20 protein-coding genes are annotated in these 22,170 nt (G+C 41.3%); 5 read left to right on the plus strand and 15 right to left on the minus strand.

Going from position 1 to position 22,170, the window contains the following annotated elements:
• Positions 1 to 336, plus strand: a 336-nt coding sequence (locus tag BO26_RS00965; RefSeq protein WP_036768176.1) for an IS630 family transposase, incomplete at its 5' end; no start/stop codon positions are given.
• Here BO26_RS00965 and BO26_RS21420 read toward each other — a convergent pair.
• The 4 genes from BO26_RS21420 to acs form a co-directional block, all read right to left on the minus strand.
• Positions 312 to 944, minus strand: coding sequence for a phosphoethanolamine transferase (locus BO26_RS21420; protein WP_051690822.1), 633 nt, complete (start codon positions 942 to 944; stop codon positions 312 to 314). The genes BO26_RS00965 and BO26_RS21420 overlap by 25 nt on opposite strands.
• A gap of 658 nt (positions 945 to 1,602) precedes the next feature.
• Positions 1,603 to 3,252: a cation/acetate symporter ActP gene (gene actP, locus BO26_RS00975; protein WP_036768177.1), complete on the minus strand. Its 1,650-nt coding sequence runs from the start codon at positions 3,250 to 3,252 to the stop codon at positions 1,603 to 1,605.
• The gene (locus tag BO26_RS00980; RefSeq protein ID WP_036768178.1) at positions 3,249 to 3,560 is read right to left on the minus strand and encodes a DUF485 domain-containing protein; all 312 of its coding nucleotides are present in this window, start codon (positions 3,558 to 3,560) and stop codon (positions 3,249 to 3,251) included. The genes actP and BO26_RS00980 overlap by 4 nt, the downstream gene beginning before the upstream one ends.
• A gap of 65 nt (positions 3,561 to 3,625) precedes the next feature.
• Positions 3,626 to 5,581, minus strand: coding sequence for an acetate--CoA ligase (gene acs, locus BO26_RS00985; RefSeq protein ID WP_036768180.1), 1,956 nt, complete (start codon positions 5,579 to 5,581; stop codon positions 3,626 to 3,628).
• A 373-nt stretch (positions 5,582 to 5,954) separates the two neighbouring features.
• On the opposite strand from acs, the gene sodA reads away from it, so the two are divergent.
• From sodA to BO26_RS01000, 3 genes are all read left to right on the plus strand, one after another.
• Positions 5,955 to 6,581 (plus strand): superoxide dismutase [Mn], encoded by a 627-nt coding sequence (gene sodA / locus BO26_RS00990; protein ID WP_036768181.1) that lies wholly within the window; start codon positions 5,955 to 5,957, stop codon positions 6,579 to 6,581.
• 117 nt (positions 6,582 to 6,698) lie between these two features.
• Positions 6,699 to 7,370 (plus strand): 6-hydroxyaminopurine reductase, encoded by a 672-nt coding sequence (gene yiiM, locus BO26_RS00995; RefSeq protein ID WP_036768182.1) that lies wholly within the window; start codon positions 6,699 to 6,701, stop codon positions 7,368 to 7,370.
• Positions 7,371 to 7,818: 448 nt separating this feature from the next.
• Positions 7,819 to 9,798 (plus strand): autotransporter outer membrane beta-barrel domain-containing protein, encoded by a 1,980-nt coding sequence (locus BO26_RS01000; RefSeq protein WP_051690823.1) that lies wholly within the window; start codon positions 7,819 to 7,821, stop codon positions 9,796 to 9,798.
• 270 nt (positions 9,799 to 10,068) lie between these two features.
• On the opposite strand, the gene trpS is transcribed toward BO26_RS01000, so the two are convergent.
• From trpS to pilM, 11 genes are all read right to left on the minus strand, one after another.
• A complete protein-coding gene (gene trpS / locus BO26_RS01005; RefSeq protein WP_036768183.1) occupies positions 10,069 to 11,106 on the minus strand; it encodes a tryptophan--tRNA ligase in 1,038 nt (345 codons plus the stop codon).
• A 4-nt stretch (positions 11,107 to 11,110) separates the two neighbouring features.
• Positions 11,111 to 11,815 (minus strand): phosphoglycolate phosphatase, encoded by a 705-nt coding sequence (locus tag BO26_RS01010; RefSeq protein ID WP_036768184.1) that lies wholly within the window; start codon positions 11,813 to 11,815, stop codon positions 11,111 to 11,113.
• Positions 11,805 to 12,485, minus strand: a complete 681-nt coding sequence (gene rpe / locus BO26_RS01015; RefSeq protein ID WP_036768185.1) for a ribulose-phosphate 3-epimerase — start codon at positions 12,483 to 12,485, stop codon at positions 11,805 to 11,807. Before rpe ends, BO26_RS01010 begins: the two co-directional genes overlap by 11 nt.
• Positions 12,486 to 12,546: 61 nt before the next feature.
• Positions 12,547 to 13,359 carry an adenine-specific DNA-methyltransferase gene (dam, locus tag BO26_RS01020; protein WP_036768186.1) on the minus strand — a complete coding sequence of 271 codons (813 nt, stop codon included), beginning with the start codon at positions 13,357 to 13,359 and terminating at the stop codon, positions 12,547 to 12,549.
• An 84-nt stretch (positions 13,360 to 13,443) separates the two neighbouring features.
• Positions 13,444 to 14,364, minus strand: coding sequence for an SPOR domain-containing protein (locus BO26_RS01025; protein ID WP_036768187.1), 921 nt, complete (start codon positions 14,362 to 14,364; stop codon positions 13,444 to 13,446).
• 150 nt (positions 14,365 to 14,514) lie between these two features.
• Complete coding sequence (gene aroB / locus BO26_RS01030; RefSeq protein WP_036768188.1) at positions 14,515 to 15,615, minus strand: 3-dehydroquinate synthase; 1,101 nt, start codon at positions 15,613 to 15,615, stop codon at positions 14,515 to 14,517.
• A 46-nt stretch (positions 15,616 to 15,661) separates the two neighbouring features.
• On the minus strand, positions 15,662 to 16,183 hold the full coding sequence (aroK, locus tag BO26_RS01035) for a shikimate kinase AroK (protein WP_012776266.1): 522 nt from the start codon (positions 16,181 to 16,183) through the stop codon (positions 15,662 to 15,664).
• Between the two features lie 367 nt (positions 16,184 to 16,550).
• Positions 16,551 to 17,585, minus strand: coding sequence for a type IV pilus secretin PilQ (gene pilQ / locus BO26_RS01040; RefSeq protein ID WP_036768189.1), 1,035 nt, complete (start codon positions 17,583 to 17,585; stop codon positions 16,551 to 16,553).
• Positions 17,578 to 18,123 (minus strand): hypothetical protein, encoded by a 546-nt coding sequence (locus tag BO26_RS01045; RefSeq protein ID WP_036768190.1) that lies wholly within the window; start codon positions 18,121 to 18,123, stop codon positions 17,578 to 17,580. Before BO26_RS01045 ends, pilQ begins: the two co-directional genes overlap by 8 nt.
• On the minus strand, positions 18,110 to 18,664 hold the full coding sequence (locus BO26_RS01050; RefSeq protein WP_036768191.1) for a PilN domain-containing protein: 555 nt from the start codon (positions 18,662 to 18,664) through the stop codon (positions 18,110 to 18,112). Before BO26_RS01050 ends, BO26_RS01045 begins: the two co-directional genes overlap by 14 nt.
• Positions 18,661 to 19,491, minus strand: a complete 831-nt coding sequence (gene pilM, locus BO26_RS01055; RefSeq protein WP_036768192.1) for a type IV pilus biogenesis protein PilM — start codon at positions 19,489 to 19,491, stop codon at positions 18,661 to 18,663. Before pilM ends, BO26_RS01050 begins: the two co-directional genes overlap by 4 nt.
• Positions 19,492 to 19,611: 120 nt before the next feature.
• Between pilM and mrcA the strand changes: the two genes are divergently transcribed.
• Positions 19,612 to 22,140: a peptidoglycan glycosyltransferase/peptidoglycan DD-transpeptidase MrcA gene (gene mrcA / locus BO26_RS01060; RefSeq protein WP_036768193.1), complete on the plus strand. Its 2,529-nt coding sequence runs from the start codon at positions 19,612 to 19,614 to the stop codon at positions 22,138 to 22,140.
• Positions 22,141 to 22,170 lie beyond the last annotated feature (30 nt).

Genomic DNA, 22,170 nt, shown 5'->3' on the forward strand with positions numbered 1-22,170 from the left:
TTCAATGAAATAAGAAAGTCTTATCCTGACTATCATCAAAAAATTCATCTTATTGTGGATGGGGCGGGTTACAACAAAGCGCATCTGGTGAAGGACTGGGCTTATATCAGCAATATTGAGTTACATTACCTTCCTCCCTACAGCCCCAATTTAAACCCGATAGAGCGATTATGGAAGGTCATGAATGAACAGGTTCGAAATAACCGTTATTTCGCTAATAAACAGGAATTTCGAGACAAAGTGTTCAAATTTTTCACCACAACGCTACCTGATATAGCGGACTCGCTGACATCGAGAATTAATGACCATTTTCAGGTGCTAAAAACTGCATCTTGAAGTTTCTTGGGTATATTCTCTGGAAATCGGTTACAGGATGGTTCATGACTGCCATATATATGCATGACAATAAATTTCTTACCTCTCTGTTTTAGAGCATCATCTAAATAGGGTAGTAGCTCTTCATCATATTCAATATATTCATTCCATTTTTGGCTTTCAGCTATATTAGCAATAACTGTGATCAGGCTATTGCTTTTACCCGATCTTCCTTGGTTGCTTATCCAGGTTGTATTAAACCCTGCATCTTTGGCTAATGATATAATATTGTCAGCATAATGAGACTTATCTCTTAATTGATATAAGGTAATATTAGAGAGTGAGATAGGTACGGATAATATAGTAACTGATGCTGGAGAAATAGCTTGATTGAATATTAGCATATTTTTCTGCATGGCATCTAATGTTGGTGTTGTAGCTTTATCATAGCCATACAGAGACATGTGGTCTCTTCTTGCCGATTCTCCTATTAGTAGTATGTAAGTATCAATGTCTTTGTCTTCTTGTATATAATTGAATTTCACATTAACAGATGCAATTTTCCTGATTTGTTGATTTTCGTATATTGCTTTTACTATTGCTGATGAGTTATTAAATGGTGTTCCCATTAGAAAGTATTCTGTCAAAATAATATTATCAGAAAGTTTTTATTCTGAGATACAATAATTAATTGGGAACTAATAGGCAGGTAAAAAATAAAGCCCATATACTGAATTTGAGTAATCGATAATTTATATTATTTGACAGTCACCGGACAGATAAAAATAGGTTAACAACATGAAGATAAAGAATAATACATAGCGTTTATTGTAGGATAGCATACCTATAACTTCATTGCTGTTTGTATTTATAAAAGTATTGGCAATGGTTGAAGAAAAATTTATTTGGTATTCATTAGAAAAGAAAAATGATGTTGATATATTAAGCGACCACAAAAAAGAAATAAGTAAAATAAAAGGCTTAAGGTAATTAAAATGATAGAGAAATGCGTTAGTACCTGCTAAAAATAAGTTTAGCAATACAATCCTTAGCTTATATTCATGAGCTATATCACTAATAAAGATTATTGGCAGTAAGGTTAAAAGCGAAATAATAAGGATAGATAACTTATTTTGCATATAGGTTAATAATTCTAAGTAACAAATTGAAAAAGTTAATCATTAACCAAAGGACAAGACAAGGGTTTAACTTGTGAGATAGCTCCGAAATTAGATTGGTTTTCTAAAAAAATACCTCTCCCGAAAGAGAGGTGGGTATAAAATCGTACTAGTGTGCTTTTCCTTGAGCGATGCCAAGTCCTGTTTGTGATCGGATAAACTGAACTCTAAATTTTTTTCTTTCCTGCTTACCTTGTAATGAATTATCGGTGATGGAAAATAACCATGAACCAATGAAAGCAACAATCATTGAGAATAATGCTGGGTATTCATAAGGATAAATTGGTTTTTCATGGCCGAGAATACTGACCCAAATTGTTGGACCGAGAATCATTAAAACCACTGCTGTTATTAACCCAAACCAACCACCAACTAATGCTCCGCGGGTTGTAAGTTTATGCCAGTACATAGACAAAAGAATAATGGGGAAGTTACAGCTTGCAGCAATAGAGAATGCTAACCCAACCATGAAAGCTATGTTTTGATTCTCAAATAAAATACCTAATCCGATTGCAACAAGCCCAAGTATCACAACAGTAATTTTTGATACTTTCAATTCATCTCGTTCATTGGCTTTACCGTGTTTAATTACATTTGCGTACAAGTCATGTGATACTGCTGATGCGCCAGCCAATGTCAGACCGGCTACAACGGCCAGAATAGTGGCGAAGGCTACTGCGGAGATAAAGCCAAGGAACAAGTTACCTCCAACAGCACTAGCAAGGTGAACGGCTGCCATGTTAGTACCACCGATAAGTGCGCCTGTAGCCTCTTTGAATGAAGGGTTTGGGCTGACAAGTAAGATAGCACCGAAACCGATGATGAACGTCAGAATGTAAAAATAGCCGATGAAACCAGTAGCATAAAAAACACTTTTCCGTGCTTCTTTGGCATCATTTACAGTAAAGAAGCGCATAATGATATGAGGTAAGCCAGCAGTACCAAACATCAACGCAAGGCCCAAAGAGAGCGCAGAGATCGGGTCAGAAACTAATCCTCCCGGACTCATAATAGCTTCTCCCTTTGCATGAACGGTAACAGCTTCTTTAAACAGAGTATTGAAATTGAAGTTCACGGCTTTCATGACCATAAAGGCCATAAATGTAGCGCCTGCCAGCAATAGAATAGCTTTGATAATTTGCACCCAAGTCGTTGCTAACATTCCGCCAAACAGAACATAAAGCACCATTAGGATGCCAACTAATACGACCGCGATATGGTAATCCAGACCAAAAAGTAGTTCGATAAGTTTACCGGCTCCAACCATCTGAGCAATAAGATAGAGGGCAACAACAACCAGTGAGCCGATTGCAGATAATGTACGAATTGGACGTTGCTGTAATCTGTAAGACGCAACATCTGCGAAAGTATAGCGTCCAAGATTTCTTAATCGTTCGGCAATCAGAAATAGAATAATAGGCCAGCCAATCAGGAAGCCAATAGAGTAAATTAATCCATCATAACCAGATGTATAGACCAGGGCAGAAATTCCAAGGAATGAGGCTGCGGACATGAAATCACCTGCAATTGCCATTCCGTTTTGGAAGCCAGTAATACGTCCGCCAGCTGTGTAGTAATCAGTGCGGGAGTGTGTCTTTTTTGAAGCCCAGTAAGTAATGTAGAGCGTGAAGCCAACGAACAGGATAAACATAATAATGGCCTGAATGTTGACCGGTTGCCTTTCTACGCTTCCGGAGATTGCGTCGGCCCAGGTGAGATTAGAAAAAAGCAGTATTACTGTCAGCAGAGATTTTTTCATTTTTTTACCTCGCTGAGAATTTGTGAGGTAAGGGAATCAAACTCATTATTCGCTTTGATTACATACAGGCCGGTTAAGATGAATGAAATAACAATTAAGCCAATACCAACTGGTATCCCACGGGTAATATGGGAGCCAGCATAAAGGGGATTACCTAGCCATTCAGGCACAAATGCGATGATAAAAATAAAACCGACATACAGAACTAATGTAATTATTGATAGTAACCATGCAAAACGACCTCGCTTTTTAACTAATTCTTTGAAACGAGGGTTATTCTCGATCCCTTGGTAAATGGTGTCATTCATCAGAATATGTCCTCTTGTATTTATTATATTAATTGGTTACAGCCGCCTTGCGGCGGCATAGTCTGTCACGAGATATTCATTGTTTGTTTTTCTTCCAATAGTTTTTCTACAACCCCTGGATCTGCCAATGTGGAGGTATCTCCTAGATTACTAATATCGCCGGAGGCAATTTTACGCAGGATACGGCGCATAATTTTTCCTGAGCGGGTTTTTGGTAAGGAGTCTGTCCAATGCAGGATATCTGGTGTAGCGATCGGGCCGATTTCTTTACGTACCCAATTGCGGACTTCGGTATATAGCTGGGGAGAAGGCTCCTCACCGTGAATTAATGTGACATAGGCATAAATTGCTTGTCCCTTGATGTTATGTGGAACACCTACAACAGCGGCTTCTGCAATTTGGGGATGGGAAACTAAAGCAGATTCAATTTCAGCGGTACCTAGACGATGACCTGAGATATTCAACACGTCATCAACACGGCCAGTTATCCAATAATAGCCATCTTCATCACGACGTGCTCCATCACCACTAAAGTACATTCCTTTAAAAGTGGAGAAATAGGTTTGTTCGAAACGATCATGATCGCCAAACAGTGAGCGTGCTTGTCCAGGCCAGGAATCAGTAATAACCAGATTTCCTTCACAAGCACCTTCTAATAGTTCGCCAAGATTATCAACCAGTGCTGGTTGAACACCGAAGAAAGGTAAAGTTGCGGAACCTGCTTTTAGTTCGGTTGCTCCAGGCAGTGGCGTTATCATGAAGCCACCGGTTTCTGTCTGCCACCAGGTATCAACAATCGGACATTTTTTATTACCAATTTTCTGGTAATACCATTCCCATGCTTCCGGGTTAATAGGTTCACCAACTGATCCCATAATTCGTAGGGAAGTCCGTTTTGTTCCTTCGATGGCTTTGTCCCCTTCCGCCATCAGAGCACGAATCGCTGTTGGTGCTGTGTACAGGATATTAACCTGATGTTTGTCAATAACCTGGCTTAAACGATTGGCAGCAGGATAGTTTGGTACACCTTCAAACATCAGAGTAATAGCACCACAGGAAAGTGGTCCGTAGAGAAGATAACTATGCCCAGTAACCCAACCCACGTCAGCTGTACACCAATAGATCTCGCCCGGATGATAATCGAATACATATTTAAATGTCAGGGATGCGTATACAAGGTATCCTCCGGTAGTGTGCAGTACGCCTTTAGGTTTACCGGTAGAGCCGGAGGTATAGAGAATAAACAAAGGATCTTCTGCATTCATCTCTTCAACGGGACAATCAGCACTAACATCTGCTGTTAATTCATGCCACCAAAGGTCTCGGCCAGAGTGCCAGTGACTAATATTTCCAGTACGTTTGAAAACAATCACATTGGATACACTGACAACAGCTGTATTGCTTAATGCATCATCAACATTCTTTTTCAGGGGAATGGTACGCCCTGCTCTCAAACCTTCATCAGCGGTGATGACCAATTTGGTATTTGAATCAATAATACGTCCAGATACTGCATCAGGAGAAAAACCTGCGAAAATAACAGAGTGAATAGCACCAATGCGGGCACATGCCAACATAGCAATTGCCGCTTCTGGCACCATCGGCATATAAATAGCAACCACATCACCTTTTTTAATACCGATATTTTTCAGTACATTAGCAAACTGGCATACGTCATGATGTAGTTCTCGATAGGTTACAGTTTTGGATTCTGTTGGATCATCACCTTCCCAAATAATAGCGGTTTGATCACCACGCTCTTTTAAATGACGATCGAGACAGTTTGCACTGAGATTTAACGTTCCATCTTCGAACCAGCAGATATTGATATGTCCGGGGTCAAAAGAGGTATTCTTTACTTTAGTGTAAGGTTTAATCCAATCAACAATTTTACCTTTCTCTCCCCAGAATTTTTCGGGATCTTGCAGCGATAATTGGTAATTTTGTTGATATTGTTGTTTATTCATCAGAGTGTGTTCTGCAATGGTTGCAGGAATGGGATATTTCATTATTTGGGCCATACTATATTCTCCTTGCGAATGTTAATATTATGTCAAAACAAAGTTAACTAAAGTGTAAGGAGAATTTTTGTTTTTTTTTTGCGCGGAAGATCACGCAATAAAAAGAATATTTTTCACGATGTTGTCATTTGTGTGGCAGGCTTATTTAGGTTTAATCGCTAACCAAAAATAGTAATTCAAAATTCAAATCCAAGAATAATGTTAAATATAGATAAATTGGCTGATAACTTACTGAAACACAGTTGTATGATAAAACCATAGTGAGAATATGGTATTGATAATCATTTCCAATAATATTTAATTAACTATAATGGTCATGTTGTTCACAGAGATGTGAACTTGGAATCATTCTTATATGACTGGAGTACATGATATGAGCTATTCATTACCTTCTCTTCCTTATTCTTATGACGCTCTGGAACCTCATTTTGATAAGCAGACGATGGAAATCCACCATACCAAGCACCATCAGACTTACATTAATAATACCAATAGTGCTTTGGAGGCTTTCCCTGAGTTGGCAAAACTTGATATTGATGATTTGATCCAGCAATTAGATAAGATACCGGCGGATAAACGTACTTTTATACGCAACAATGCTGGTGGTCATTCTAACCACAGTCTGTTTTGGAAGGGACTGAAATTAAAAACAACGCTGAAAGGCCCATTGAAAGAAGCCATTGAACGTGATTTCGGTAGTGTTGATGTTTTTAAAGAAAAATTTGAGCAGGCAGCAGCTACCCGTTTTGGTTCTGGTTGGGCGTGGTTGGTGCTGAAAGATGATGGTAAACTGGCGATTGTCTCTACTGCTAATCAGGACAGCCCATTAATGGGTGAAGTTATCTCTGGTGCATCTGGCTATCCGATTATTGGTCTGGATGTTTGGGAACATGCCTATTATTTGCAGTATCAAAACCGTCGTCCTGACTACATCAAAGCGTTCTGGCATGTCGTTAACTGGGATGAAGCTGCGGAACGTTATCAGGCAAAAGTAAAATAATTTTCTAACTCATTTTCTCTTTTCTGCTATGCCGGCTGATATTACTGCCGGCATTTTTATTGATTGGGTATTGGTTTATGATGATGCCGGGTTGATTTCAATTAAGGAAAGTGAATTATGCATTATCCGCAGGTATATACAGGCAAAATTGAAATATCAGAAAAACTGTCTGCCAGTGCAATTAACAAACGGATGGTTGATGGCCGCCTGCATCTAACTTGTTTGGGGTTAGAAGGTGATGAGCAGGCTGAAACCCTTTTCCACGGAGGTCCTGATAGGGCGCTTTGCCATTATCCTCGTGAACACTATGATTTTTGGAAATGCCAATTTCCAGAACAGGAAGATTTTTTTATTGCGCCGGCGTTTGGTGAAAATATTTCTACAATTGGGCTGACTGAAGAAAATGTTTGTATAGGTGATATTTTCAGTTGGGGAGAGACAATGATTCAAGTAACTCAGCCTCGTTCACCTTGCTATAAGCTTAATTCTCATTCCGGTATTAGCAATTTTTCTGCCATTATGCAGGAAAGCGGGCGTTGTGGTTGGCTTTATAGAGTCATTGCTTCGGGAAACATCAGCCCAGATGAGCCTCTTGTTCTTGTTTCCCGTAATAGTGATGTTTTAGTTAAAGAAGCGATAGCTATTGCTTTTAATATGCCATTTGATGAAGAGCAGTATCGGCGTTTAATGAGCGCAGCTGCGTTATCTGCCAGCTGGAGCCTTACTATGCAAAAGCGGGTAATGCTTGGAAAGATTGAGGATTTTAATCGCAGGTTGTTTGGGAAATAATAAAATGTGCACGTGGTAAATGCGCATATTGATTGCTGACTTTTGGGCATCTCGACTGTTACCGCCAGATTTTCATCAATGAAAAAATTTGTACTGGCAGTTTCAAATACCTTTTCATCGAATTTTGTTACTACCAAATGGTTTAACTTTGTGATTTAGCGCTTTTTATTTATTTCACAGAGCCTGATTTGCTCAGGTTAGATCATGTGGACTATTGTTTTTTATGGTATTTAGAATTTACTACAAAGCGGAAATATGCCTATCGATATTGATAGGCTGATCGCCGGGATTAAGCTTTGATGAAGACTTATTTTGCTGACCTCAGTGGTTAACAATGTGCCATTTGATGACGGTGAACAGGGGGTGAATGAAACATCAGAGCATTATCTGAAAGTCTCATACACCAGATTTGGTAATAACTCTTTAGATTCTATAGGGATGTAACTTTATGAAAGTTAATAATTATAAGAAAAGCGCAATATCAATTGGAATCGCTTCATTTCTTATCGGCTTGTCTAATACCGCATGGAGTTGGGATAGGTTAGATAATGAACAAATCAAACCTAATACTACTTATAATGACGCTGATCTCACCTTAGATAACCAAACAAAAACACAAGGGATTAAGATTACAGGCGATACTATCTTCAGAATACAAGGGGATAGTCAGGCCACCGATACGGTGGTTGAAGACAACTCTCATATTCAGATGGGCCAATTTGGCTATAACAATACTCTGGGTAATCCCGTTATCCAGAACACGACTGTCAATGATCGCGGAAGAATCGATATGGATGCGGGTTCAGTCTCACTCGGACAGTTATTTATTGGTAAAGATGCTGAATTATTCATTGATAATAATGACATATATTTTACCGACGTTTCTGTTAACTCACCGGTTCCCGCAGGAAATGTCTATATCGAAAACCTGATACTTGCTGGAGTTGCGGATGTTGTCCCAGCATGGATGGGCGACGGTGAAGATGGGGATGCTCCACTGCCTGAAAAGCCTGGCCCTGTACTGGTGACTCGCATTGATAATCTGACAATGCAACTTGGTAGTAAATTAAATATGGCAGCATATGCTTCCGGTGTGCAGTTTAACCGTCTCGAGTTAAAAAATCTCTCCGGCGAAGGTGATTTTTATCTGACTACCAGTCTGGCTGATGGCCTTAGCGACAAAATATATGTATCAGAACGCGCTTCCGGTAAGTTTGGTTTACAGGTAAATGATAGCGGTCGGGAAGTCGTTAATCCAAAAAACGTCCAGTTGGTCTATATCAACAGCGGTGATGCGCACTTTAATTTGCTGAATAATGGCGGGATTGTCGAAGCAGGTGTCTGGCAATATAAACTGCATAACAAAACAGAGAATGGACACACTGAATGGTACCTGGTGGGCGGAAAACGAGGGGAATTGGCACCACAGGAGACGAATACGCCATCTGATACAAATACAGATACACCACTAGGAAACAATAGCGCACCTTTAACACCATCTGTTGTTCCACATCCTGTACTGAGTAACAGCGCACGTGCAGTCATTAATATGGCAACGGCTCCATGGTATATCCTCGAAACGGAAACCAGCACCCTGCGCCAAAGAATGGGTGATTTGCGCCGCAATGATGGAAGTATAGGAGTATGGGCTCGTTATCTGAGTGATAATTCTCGCCTGAACGATAAACGTTACAGTGCGTTCCATTCAAATTTAAACGGCATGCAGCTCGGTGCAGACAAAAAAATAGAATTCAGTAACGGAACTTTATTGCTTGGCGCTTTTACATCTTACAGCAAGAGCAACATCAAATCAGACAATACAAGTAATGGAAATATTCTAAGCTATAGTGGTGGGGTTTACACCACATGGTTCGATAATTCTGGTTTCTACATGGACACTCTGTTGAAAGTGAACCGCCTCAGCAATGAGGTACGTACAAACATGAACAGTGGTAACAGCGTCAAAGGAAATTATAGCCAGAATACGATCACCGCATCAACGGAGGCAGGATATTCCATCGAGTTAATGGATGCATTCAAGCTGACACCTTACGGCAAAGTAGCTTATTCCCGTACAGGAAAGGCTGACTACTCACTGGATAATGGCATGGAAGCAAATGTCCATGCAGCCAACAGCTTACGGGGTGAGGTTGGTACGTTGCTGGAAAGTGAATTCAGTATTGCGGAACACAGCGTCAGACCTTACGTGAAAACCGCAGTATCCCGTGAGTTTATCAAGAATAACGAGATAGAAATCAACAACGTTTCATTCGACAGTAACTATTCTGGCAACGTCGGTAAGTATGGTCTCGGTGTAACCGCAGGCGTGGGAGGTAACGCATCGGTTTATACTGAAGTTAACTATCAGAAAGGTAACAAGGTAGAAACACCGATCTATGCAACAGCGGGATTCAGAGTCAGCTTTTAAAACAAGTGAATGCCAGGAGTTGTCTTCACCGGGATTCACATTAATCCTAACACCCGCTGTAAAAACGCCCTGATACCTTTCAGGGCGTTTTTAACCAGCAACAGGAGAGATAAAAGAATGTTGAGTGCTCCGATCCGGAATCCCAATTACAGGTCAGATGGAATTTTCGGCGGTTTGGACGTGGAACCCCTAAGAATATACATCTTGTTTTTAAATGGGTTTATCAGCAGCTTGAAATGTGCACGTGGTAAACGTGCACATTTATCTCTATTAAGGGTGAGCTATAAAGCCAACAGCTTCGTACACTTTATCTAGTGTAATTTGGGCACGGGCTTTTGCCTTGGCTGCCCCTTCTGCCATGATTTTATTCAGTAGGGCCTCATCATTGCGGAAATGATAGAAACGCTCCTGTAATTCAGTCAACATACCGGAAACAGCATCAGCTACAGCACTTTTTAAATGACCATACATTTGGTTTTCAAATTCAGTTTCCAGTTCAGAAATGGTTTTGCCAGTAACGCCAGCCAGGATATCCAATAAGTTAGAAACACCCGGTTTTTGTTCCAAATTGTAACGAACGCGAGGAGGTTCTTCCGAATCTGTAACTGCACGTTTGATCTTTTTAGCTGCTGATTTTGGGTCTTCCAACAGAGCGATAACATTATTGCGGTTATCATCTGACTTGGACATTTTCTTTTCTGGGTCTTGCAGAGCCATAACACGAGCGCCACCTGTTGGGATAAATGGCTCTGGTATAGCGAAGATATCGCCATAGATAGCGTTAAATCTCTGAGCGATATCACGACTCAGTTCGAGATGTTGTTTTTGATCGATACCGACTGGAACTTGGTTTGTTTGGTATACCAAGATATCTGCAGCCATCAGAACTGGGTAATCAAACAGGCCAGCGTTGATATTTTCAGCATGACGAGCGGATTTGTCTTTGAACTGAGTCATGCGACTGAGTTCACCGAAATAGGTATAACAGTTTAGTACCCAGCTTAACTGAGCATGTTGTGGTACATGGGACTGAACAAAAATGGTGCTTTTCTGCGGATTAATACCACAAGCCAGGTAGAGTGCCAGTGTATCTAGAGTACGTTTTTTCAGTTCTATGGGGTCTTGACGGACAGTAATTGCATGTTGGTCGACGATGCAATAGATGCAGTCATAATCATCCTGCATTTTAACCCACTGACGTAATGCTCCCATATAGTTACCGATGGTTAATTCACCGGAAGGTTGTGCGCCGCTGAATACAATAGGTTTTTGGGAGTTTGGTTTTTCAGATACAGTGGGTTCATTCATTTTATTATGCTTCCTGAAGTTTTAAAGATGAGAGTCCAATTGTGGGTAACAGATCAGAGAAATTCGTTAATATGCAGTCTGGATTGCTTAATGCAATAGATTCACCGTAGTTATATCCATAGGTTAAACCAACACAAGGGCAACCTGCTGCTTGCGCCGCTAAAATATCATTACGAGAATCACCGACAAAGAGCAATTCTTCCTTACGTAGTCCGAACGTGCCCATTGTTAGATAAATAGGTGTGGGATGTGGTTTTTTCTCTTTAACATCATCACCACCTAATACCAATGAAAAGTATTCGCTGATTCCCAAAGAAGCGAGTAGAGGAGCAATAAAAGGTGTGGGTTTATTGGTGATAATACCCATTGGCAAGTTGTGTTTTGCCAGTTCAGTCAATGTAACTTTGACCTCCGGGAACAGTTGACTACCTGTTGTTACGGTTGTTTCATAGAACTGATCAAATAGCTTACGGATTTCTGTATGTAGTTGTACGGTCAAGTCGACTTTAGCCCATGTCAATGCGCGTTCAACCATAATGTCTGCGCCGTTACCTACCCAAGCTGTAACTCGTTCTTTTCCCGCAGTAGGGAAACCTTTGGCTAACAATGCCTGATCTAGTGCATCAGCTAGACCACCGGCGCTGTCTACTAATGTACCATCTAGATCAAAGGCAACAGCACGGATGCCTTTTAATACCTTATTTGCCATGAGATACCTTTGACAATTCACTACGCATATCATCAATTACTGTTTTGTAATTTGACTGACTGAAAATGGCTGAACCAGCAACGAACATATCTGCGCCAGCTGCCGCAGCTTGTGCAATGTTGCTAGTTTTAATACCTCCGTCTACTTCAAGACGAATATCATAGCCGCTTTTATCGATGATTTTACGAACCTGACGCAACTTATCCAGTGTCCTTGGAATGAAAGATTGGCCTCCAAAACCAGGATTTACTGACATCAAAAGAATGACGTCCAATTTATCCAGGACATAATCAAGATAACTTAATGGTGTTGCAGGATTGAATACTAAGCCAGCTTTACAACCATATTCTTTGATAAGTTGCAGGCTACGATCGATATGTTCACTGGCTTCTGGATGGAAGGTAATGTAAGTGGCCCCCGCTTTGGCAAAATCAGGGATAATGCGGTCAACCGGCTTAACCATCAGATGGACATCGATCGGTGCAGTAATGCCATAATTCCGCAGAGCTTGACAGACCATAGGTCCGAACGTCAGGTTAGGAACATAATGGTTGTCCATGACATCAAAGTGAACAACGTCAGCACCTGCCGCCAGCACTTCAGCGGTGTCTGCACCCAATCGCGCAAAATCCGCAGATAAAATGGATGGGGCAATCAGAAAATCTTTCATTATCTTCTCCAAATCGTTTCTATCATCCCTTAATGGCGAGGCAAAAGGGGGTGGATAAAAGTCAGCGATATAATGCCAACAGTTCGTCTACTTTACTGCGAGCAAGAATATTCCTGCTGATAGTGCGACGCGCTTTGACAATATGAAGTGAAGCCTGATAGTACCATTTTCGTGTCATTGGCGTATCGTGATTGGATATCAAAACAGGAATTGCACGTTCTGACGATAACTTAAATGCAATATGTGCCAGATTTTCTTGATCGGTAATGTTAAAACTGTTGGTGTGATACGCCGTAAAGTTTGCGGTTGCTGATAAAGGAGCATAAGGTGGGTCGCAATAGATAACCGAGCCTTTATGTGCGTTATCCAACGTGTATTGATAGTGCTCACAAATAAAAGTCGCATTTTGAGCTTTTTCAGCAAACCAATATAATTCTTCTTCAGGAAAATAGGGTTTTTTATAACGGCCAAAAGGTACGTTAAATTTACCATGAGAATTATAACGGCAGAGGCCGTTGTAACAATGGCGATTGAGGTAAAGGAATAACACGCTGCGGTGGAACGGGTCAGTACTTTGGTTAAATTGTTCCCGTAGCTGATAAAAATGCTCGGCTGTGTTGTATTCTTGGGTAAATAGAGGGCGTGTATGAACGATAAACTCATTCGCCCTGAATTTTACTGTGTTGTACAGGTTAATAAGGTCACTGTTGATATCAGCGAGGATGTAAGAATCGTAGTCTGTGTTCAGAAAGACAGAACCTGCGCCAACAAATGGCTCTATCAGACAACTACCGGCTGGCAGATGACGTTTGATATCATCTACCAACGGGTATTTTCCACCGGCCCATTTTAAGAAAGCGCGTTTTTTTTTCATGCTGTCAATTAATTACTCAATCATTCCAGAGCCGCAGATTGTACTCTGTTTAGGACAGCATATCAGCGCCTAATAAATATTGTTTTATTTTCTTAGGTCTTGTTGCACTTGCTGCATTGTTCTGACCCAAGGTTTTTTCGCCTGAACTTCGTCTGGCAGGGATAAAACAGCCCGTTTAGCTTCAGAAACAGAGCGGTAATCACCGTGAATCAGGACAAACCAAGTTTTCGCATTACGTTTGGTTTCGTAAACTTTGTAGTGGGTGAGGTTATTTTTCTTAGCGAAAGCAGTCAGTGTGTCTGAACGACTGGCACTGCTTAATTGCAAAGTGTAGTGGCTTGCCGGAGTTTTCAGCAGATTATTGTCAGTGTTGGCTACATTACTTTTATTATTAGTATGACTTGTGGATAGTTTTGATTTAGTTGATTCCTCGGGTTTCAGTGGATGGATATTTTCCGGTTTCTGTTGTACCGCAGGTGGTGGTGTTATTGTTTGTGGTTGCTGGGTTTTGTTCAGGTTCTGCACTGCATGATTTATATTGCTTTGTTGCTGAGTCAAAACATCAGGAATATTGCCAGATAATTCAATTTGTTGATTTTCGCTGCTGTTAACTTGAGACTGTTGCGGGTGAGTTGGGGTTCCACTGACTGGAGGAACATTAATTTCCTGTGGTCTGTTAATTGTATCTGTGGTGGTATTTTCTGATGTTACAGATTGACTGTGATCGTCCTTTTGGGATGATGAACTTGATAAATCAATATTTCTCTCTGCAACATTGGGTGATTGTTGTTTTTCATGTTCAGTTGGTGCTTTTAAAGCGGAGCTGATAGTAATAATCAGTAGTAGTAACACCAAAATTCCAACACCGATCATCATTTGTTGGCGTGAGACTGCAAACTTGGGTTTGTTTAATTGCTGACGTGATCGTGAAGGGCGGCGATCTGAAGTGTCTGGTCTAAACTCGTTATCTGCCCTTTGCTCGTTTTCCGATTTGAATTCGTCCATATGCCCTCCAAACAGAGCTAATACTGCCAATTGCAATTAAAGTCGGTCCGGTAAGTTGACCCAACTAGAATGAATGAAAGTTTGTGACAAAGCAGTTATTTTATGACACATCCACCGGATGTATGCAAAAAACATTTAATTTATTGATAATCACACACTCTCAGAGGGTAAACACTGACGAACAGCTTCAAGAACGCAATCATGTTCAATATCTGAGCGTAGACTAGCTTTGCCGATTGCAGTTGGAAGAATCAGATGTAATTTCCCTGCCGTAACTTTCTTATCTCGCATCATATGCGGAAGATAGGTTTCTGGTGACATGTTCTGTGGTCCGTGTACAGGTAGATTTGCCCTTTTCAACAATCGGATAATACGTTGAGTATCCTGCTCAGAGAAATCCCTTGCGAGCTGGGCTGTTCTTGCCGCCATAACTATTCCGGCAGCAACAGCCTCTCCGTGTAGCCAAACGCCATATCCCATTTCTGTTTCAATTGCGTGCCCAAATGTATGACCAAGATTTAGCAGAGCACGTAGACCACTTAATTCTTTTTCATCTGCTGCGACAACTTCTGCTTTCAATTCACAACAACGACGGATGCAGTAAGCCATTGCTTTGTTGTCGAGGGCTAGCAGTTTATCCATATTATCTTCAAGCCAGCTAAAAAATGCACTGTCAAGAATGATACCGTACTTAATTACCTCAGCCAGGCCCGAAGAGAGTTCGCGGGCTGGAAGCGTTTGCAGGCAATTGAGATCAACTATCACAGAAATTGGCTGATAGAATGCACCTATCATATTTTTGCCAAGAGGATGGTTTACTGCGGTTTTTCCTCCAACAGAAGAATCAACCTGAGCGAGAAGGGTGGTAGGAATCTGAATAAAATGGACACCACGTTGATAACAGGCAGCGGCAAAACCAGTCAAATCACCGATTACGCCGCCACCGAGAGCGATAAGCGTTGTATCTCGTCCGTGGTTATTTTCCAACAGAGCCGAGAATACATCGTCTAATATGGAAAGAGATTTGTACTGTTCACCATCAGGCAGAATAATTTCATCTACCCGAACCCCGGCTTGCTGCAAAGTGGCTTTTACTTTTGCCAAATACAGTGGAGCCAGCGTTTGATTTGTCACCAGCATAACCTGCTGGCCTGCTTTTAGTGGTGCAAAAGCAGAAGGATCATCAAACAATCCTTTTGCAATGGTAATGGGGTAGCTACGCTCCCCTAAAGTAACGATGATCTTTTCCATAGCAGCCTTAGCCTTAATTATTTATCGCTGTGTAGACTTGCCTGAATCAATTTTTTTCCAATAACTCGATGATTTGGTTAGCAACAACTTTTGCACTTTGTTCATCGGTCCGGATAGTGACATCAGCAATTTCCTCATACAGAGGATTACGTTCGTCCGCTAAATTTTCTAAAACTTCACGTGCTGGGGCATCAACTTGAAGTAAAGGACGTTTTTTATCGCGTTGGGTACGAGCTAACTGTTTTTCAATGGTGGTTTCCAAGTAGACTACGACACCACGGGCAGACAGACGATTTCGGGTTTCTCTGGATTTTACAGAGCCTCCACCAGTCGCCAGTACAATGCCTTGTTTTTCAGTGAGTTCGTTGATCACTTTTTCTTCGCGTTCGCGGAAGCCTTCTTCGCCTTCCACATCGAATACCCAGCCCACGTCAGCTCCGGTACGTCGCTCAATTTCTTGATCGGAGTCATAAAACTCCATATTGAGTTGCTGAGCTAACTGACGACCAATAGTGCTTTTGCCGGCACCCATAGGTCCAACCAGAAAGATATTACGTTTCTCTGCCATGTTTTTGGTATTACTAAGACTATTCGTTAATGATAACCCGCCCCGCTAATCAAATCAGCAGCGGGACCTAAACTGAAACCTCATGAGCGGTAATGTGAGATCAGATGAGAAAATTATCTCAGTTCACCAGCCAGTTTTGCAACTATATAAATCAACGATGAGCTTCCTGTAACAGAAGCCCTGGTTTTATTGGCTTATTATTGTGATGTTAACCCGACCACTCAATTAGCTAACTCTTGTATGCTAAATCGGACTCAGCGTCAAATCTATAAACAGGGTTAGCTGAAAAAATCTGCGTATGATCATACTGAATAGTTGGAGTTTTTATTTTCAATTCATTGATATAACGACTTTATTTTTTATTTGATTAAATATCCATCAGTTGAGGTGTGATAAATATTATCAGCTCCCGACGGCTGTGTTTATGACCTTTTTGATCAAATAGCGAACCGAGTAGAGGGATGTCTGATAGATAGGGCACTTTCTGAGTTTTCTCACCTTTTTTTTGTTGAAAAATCCCCCCGAGAATGAGTGTTTCACCATTTTTTACAGTAACTTGAGTCATTATTTCCTGTTTGTCGATGGTCAGGTTTTCACCTCCGCCCTGACTTATTGAGATCCCTGGCATATTTTGACTAATTTTTAGAGAGAGTCTAATTTTGTCTTGTCTAAGTATATGGGGTGTGACTTCCATTCCCAGTACGGCTTCTTTAAATTGCACAGTACTTTTCTCTTTTTCCTGACTAACATAGGGGATATCCGAGCCTTGTTTAATGCTAGCTAACTGTTGATGTGAGGCTGTCAATCTTGGGCTAGCGATAATATCCAGGAGGTTTTCTTGTTCCAGGGCGCTAAGTTCCAGCTCTAGTAAACTGGTATGGATACGGGCAATATTAAGCGCAAATCGATGCATATTGTCATTAGCTGCTTGGTTGATATTGAGGCGATTTATACCTGTTGATGTATTAAGTTGTTCACCTATCGGCATTCCCCAATAAATTCCCAGTTCATGTAATGCTTCTCTGCTGCTAGTCACAATATGCGCAGTAATCTGCACTTGTTGCTGTGGGGTATCTATTTCTTTCAGCCAATTTTTTATCTGGGCGATTGCGATGGGAGTATCTTGTAAAATTAGGCTGTTAGTTTCAGGATCAAAATCAATTTTGCCCTCTTTTGTCATTAGCGCAGGTGTATTTTGTCTGAGATTAAGGGCAATTCTTTCCGCATCTGCATAATGTAATGTCGTTGCAATGTGTTGAATTTCAGTATCATAGATTGATTGATCAATTAGTTCAGTTGGTTGTTCTTCTGGCTCTCTTATCGGGGGAGTAAAGGGATTTCTTATTTCTGCAACACAAATAACGGGCAGAAAAATGATAAATAGGATGAATTTTTTAGTCATAAAGTTCCTCATATGAGGTTTCTGACAAGGTCATTTTGACATTTAGAAACTCGCCTGACGCTGAAACAGAAAACTGTTTAATTAGCAGCGGTGGATATAACGCTTGTAGTGCGTCAAGGAAATCCAACATTTGTTCGTAATTTAAATAAATCATTATTTGCCAAAGCGTTTTGTCCCCTTCTTTCTTACGTTGCCACTCAAGAACTTGTCCACCAGAATTGATTAATGGTTGTTGCAGTTGTTTTACTGCGGAAATTTTCACGGCATTCTGTGATGGCTTACTCAGTTCATTTTCTATTTGATGTATGTTTTGTTGTATATTTTCCAACAGAGGTAATTGATTTAGTCGATCATTAGTTGATTTTGTATTAATTTCTTGGGCTGCTATTTCCTGTGTCAGATTAATTTCCTGTTCATTTCTCTCTTGCCAGAAGAAAAGATAAAACAGGATTAGAAATGGGATAATGATCGCTTGCTGCCAAATAAAGAGCAGCAAGGCTGGTTTGGCAAACCACCATAGATAATCACTTTTTATCATCGAATATCTCCGTCTGCCAATTAGCGTCAATAATAAACTGCCTGATTTGTTGCTCGGTTGTGGTCATTTTTTTTAGTTGAATTTCAGAAAGTTGTTCGTTGTTTTCAAGATTATCTAGCAGAGATGTCATACTGGAATAATCCAGACTATTAGCAACCAGTTTCAATTGACCTGCATGGTCATCGAAAGCTGTCAGCCAACTCCCTTCCGGAAGTAAATTCGGTAGTTGATTGAATAATTTCAAATGTTGCTGATTCTGTTTCAGCCGTGTTTGTTGTTGCTTTAATTTATAGGCTAGCTTGTTGTGAAGATTGAATGCTTTTTCTGTCTGAGTTATTTGTTGTTGCAAATGTAATTGCTGCTGGTTGAGTTGTTGCAGTTGCCTTTGATGCTGGTTAATCGTTTCTTGTTGTTTAAAAGAGAGCCAAATAAATACGATTAGCCACAATATCAATTGCAGTAAGAGAAGAATAACCCACCAGCGATAGCGATGTTTCAGCCGGGTTTGTCGCCAGGGTAGAAAATTAACTTGATACATCATTTATCATCCGGTCTGAGTGCTAAACCACCGGCTATCACATATTCCATTAGGTGAATTGGAAGCGGGGGATGATAGTGACGGAATGCTGCCAGCATGTCCCAGGAGCAGGTTCCTTCAGGTAGAGCTTCCTGCTGGAAGCTGCTGTAATAAATATGTTTTTCAGTGATGGATGAGGCAGGTAATTGGCTAATAACTTGTTGTGGAGAAACCGCTGTATTTGCGGATACCAGATCATAAGCAAAAGGCGTATTGACAGGAGATACCCATAACCAACCAGATTGTTGCCTATGTAACAACCAACAATTAATTGGAACGCCAGAATATTGTGCCATATAGCGTAGAGCACAAGGCGCAATGTCAATGGCATCTGGGAATATGCCAGCCTGTGCAAGACATTGTAGCCAGAGGTCTAGATCTTTCTGGCGAGCTGCGCTGATATAGGCATTTTGCTCAATAATACGATAATCCAATGTCAGTTCACGGGTGTTAAAGGGAAATTGTTTTTCGGCACTGGCATTGATAAACCAACTTTGTTCTGGCTCTTTAAGGCTAATATCTGGAGGTAAAACAAGATTCCGTTGCAACGTTTGTTGCACAGGTAGGGCGAGTCTGAAACTGATTTTTTTAGGTAATTTCTGCCTCCATTGATTTAAAATGTCACGTAATATTTCTGGTCGTTGTAAACGACCTTCTGGCATAACCTCATCAGGTAAAAGATATTGCCAGCAATGGCGAAGCTGCCAACCATCACGGCGTTTTATGGCTGCGACGGCACGAACGATGCCATTTTGGATGTCCAAGCCGACATACCATTTTGGTGAGTGCATATTGGCGATCTCCATATCAGTAATTTTAATAAAAGACCATATTCAAGGTGTTGTGTAACCTTTATACTACGCGCCAATTGTTTATAAACCACCCAACTAACGTGGCATGGGAAATTTCAGGTGAAGTTCGTAAAGTATTTTCTAATCTTTGTCGTGTGTTGCATTTTTCTGGGAACGGTCTCGATTTTTGGTATGTACAAATATATCGAGCCTCAATTACCTGATGTGGCGACATTAAAAGATGTTCGACTACAGACACCAATGCAGGTGTTCAGTGCGGATGGAGAGCTAATTGCTCAGTATGGTGAAAAGCGTCGTATGCCTCTTACGCTGTCCGAAGTTCCACCGATTATGGTGGAAGCATTCATTGCAACGGAGGACAGTCGTTTCTATGAACACCACGGCGTTGACCCTGTAGGGATTATCCGGGCTGCATCTATAGCTCTGAGTTCAGGGCGGGCTTCACAAGGGGCAAGTACTATTACTCAACAACTGGCGAGAAATTTCTTTCTCAGTCCTGAGAAAACGTTGATGCGTAAAATCAAGGAAGTTTTTCTCGCCATCAGGATTGAGCAGTTGCTGAATAAAGATGAGATCCTCGAACTCTATCTTAATAAAATTTATCTTGGTTACCGGGCTTATGGTGTTGGAGCTGCGGCCCAAGTTTATTTTGGTAAGAGTGTCAATGAGTTGACTCTGAGCGAAATAGCCATGATTGCCGGTTTGCCAAAAGCGCCTTCGACTTTTAACCCGCTTTATTCTTATGGTCGGGCAATTAACCGCCGGAATGTAGTTTTGGGGCGTATGCTCGATCAGGGTTACATTACTCAGCAGCAATATAATCAAGCTAGAAGTGAAAAGCTGGTGGCTAATTATCATGCTCCGCAAATTGCTTTTTCTGCTCCGTATTTGTCTGAGATGGTGCGTCAAAAGATGATTGAGCGTTATGGTGAGAATGCTTATACCGATGGTTATAAAGTTTATACCACCATTACCCGTAAACTTCAGTTGGCAGCTGTAGAGGCGGCGCGTAATAACGTTATTGATTATGATGTTCGTCATGGCTACCGTGGGGCGCAGGAGGTTTTGTGGAAAGTAGGTGAACCCGCCTGGTCTCAGGAGCAGATCCTTAATAAGCTTAAGACGCTGCCAAATTATGACCCATTAATTCCGGCAGTGGTAACCAGAGTAGGTAATGATCAGGCAACAGTGATGTTGGCTGATGGCAGCAATGTAGAATTGCCAATGGCTGGTGTTCGCTGGGCCAGAAAGTTTAGATCTGATAGTGCGCAGGGTGCAGTTCCTCGTAGTGTGAATGAAGTGGTTCAGGCGGGTGAACAGGTTTGGGTGCGAAAAGTAAAAAATATCTGGTGGTTAGCACAAATACCGGAAGTTAATGTTGCTCTGGTTTCTATTGATCCTAATGATGGTGCTGTTAAGGCGTTAGTGGGTGGATTTGATTTCAATTTAAGTAAATTTAACCGGGTCACTCAATCATTACGTCAGATTGGCTCCAATATTAAACCGTTTCTTTATGCGGCAGCGATGGATAAAGGACTGACACTGGCTTCTTTGCTTAATGACCTGCCAATTAGCCGCTGGGATGCGGGGGCGGGTACTGATTGGCGTCCGAAAAACTCACCGCCAACTTATGCTGGGCCAATCCGTTTGCGTCAAGGGTTAGGGCAATCGAAGAATGTCGTGATGGTTCGCGCAATGCGTGCAATGGGGGTGGATTATGCCGCGGATTACTTACAACGATTTGGCTTCCCAGGGAAAAATATTGTTCGTACAGAATCTCTGGCTTTGGGGGCTCCATCGTTTACACCAATGCAGGTGGTACGTGGATATTCGGTAATGTCTAATGGTGGTTATCTGATTGATCCTTACTTCATTACTAAGATTGAAAATGAAGATGGAGATATTCTATTTACAGCCAAACCTAAGATAGCTTGTCCACAATGTGATATTCCGGTGATTTATGGTGATACTGCACGTTCAATCGAACTTTCTGAAAACTCAATTGAAAATGTAGCTCAATCTCATGTTAGTCAACAGGAGGTATTGCCGTTACCTGTATTAGAAAAAGTGCCAGTAATTGATGGTAATGAAGATGGGCAAAAATATGCTCCTCATGTTATCAGTACTCCTCTGGCATTTTTGATTCATGATGCTCTGAATTCGAATATTTTTGGCGAGCCGGGTTGGACTGGTACGGGCTGGCGTGCTTCGCGTGATCTGAAACGTCGTGATATTGGTGGTAAAACCGGTACAACTAATAGCTCAAAAGATGCTTGGTTCTCAGGTTATGGGCCGGATATTGTGACAACCGTCTGGATTGGGTTTGATGACCACCGTAGAAGTCTTGGCCGTACTGCCGCCAGTGGCGGTGAGGCGGGCGCGAAAAGTGCACAACCAATTTGGGATGACTTTATGAAAGTGGCACTGGAGGGGGTTTCTGAAAAAGAAATAGCACCTCCTCCGGGCATTGTTTCTGTTGTGATAGATCGTAAGACAGGGAAACTTGCTGGCGGAGGTCGGGATACTCGCAGTGAATACTTCATTGACGGAACTCAGCCTACAGAAAGTGCAGTACAGGAAGTCGGTACAACCTTGATTGAAGATGGTGAAAGCCGGGAATTGTTCTGATAATAAGACAGGCACAACTGGGAAAGAGCT

The organism is Photorhabdus australis DSM 17609 (assembly GCF_000711895.1).
GTDB lineage: Bacteria > Pseudomonadota > Gammaproteobacteria > Enterobacterales > Enterobacteriaceae > Photorhabdus > Photorhabdus australis.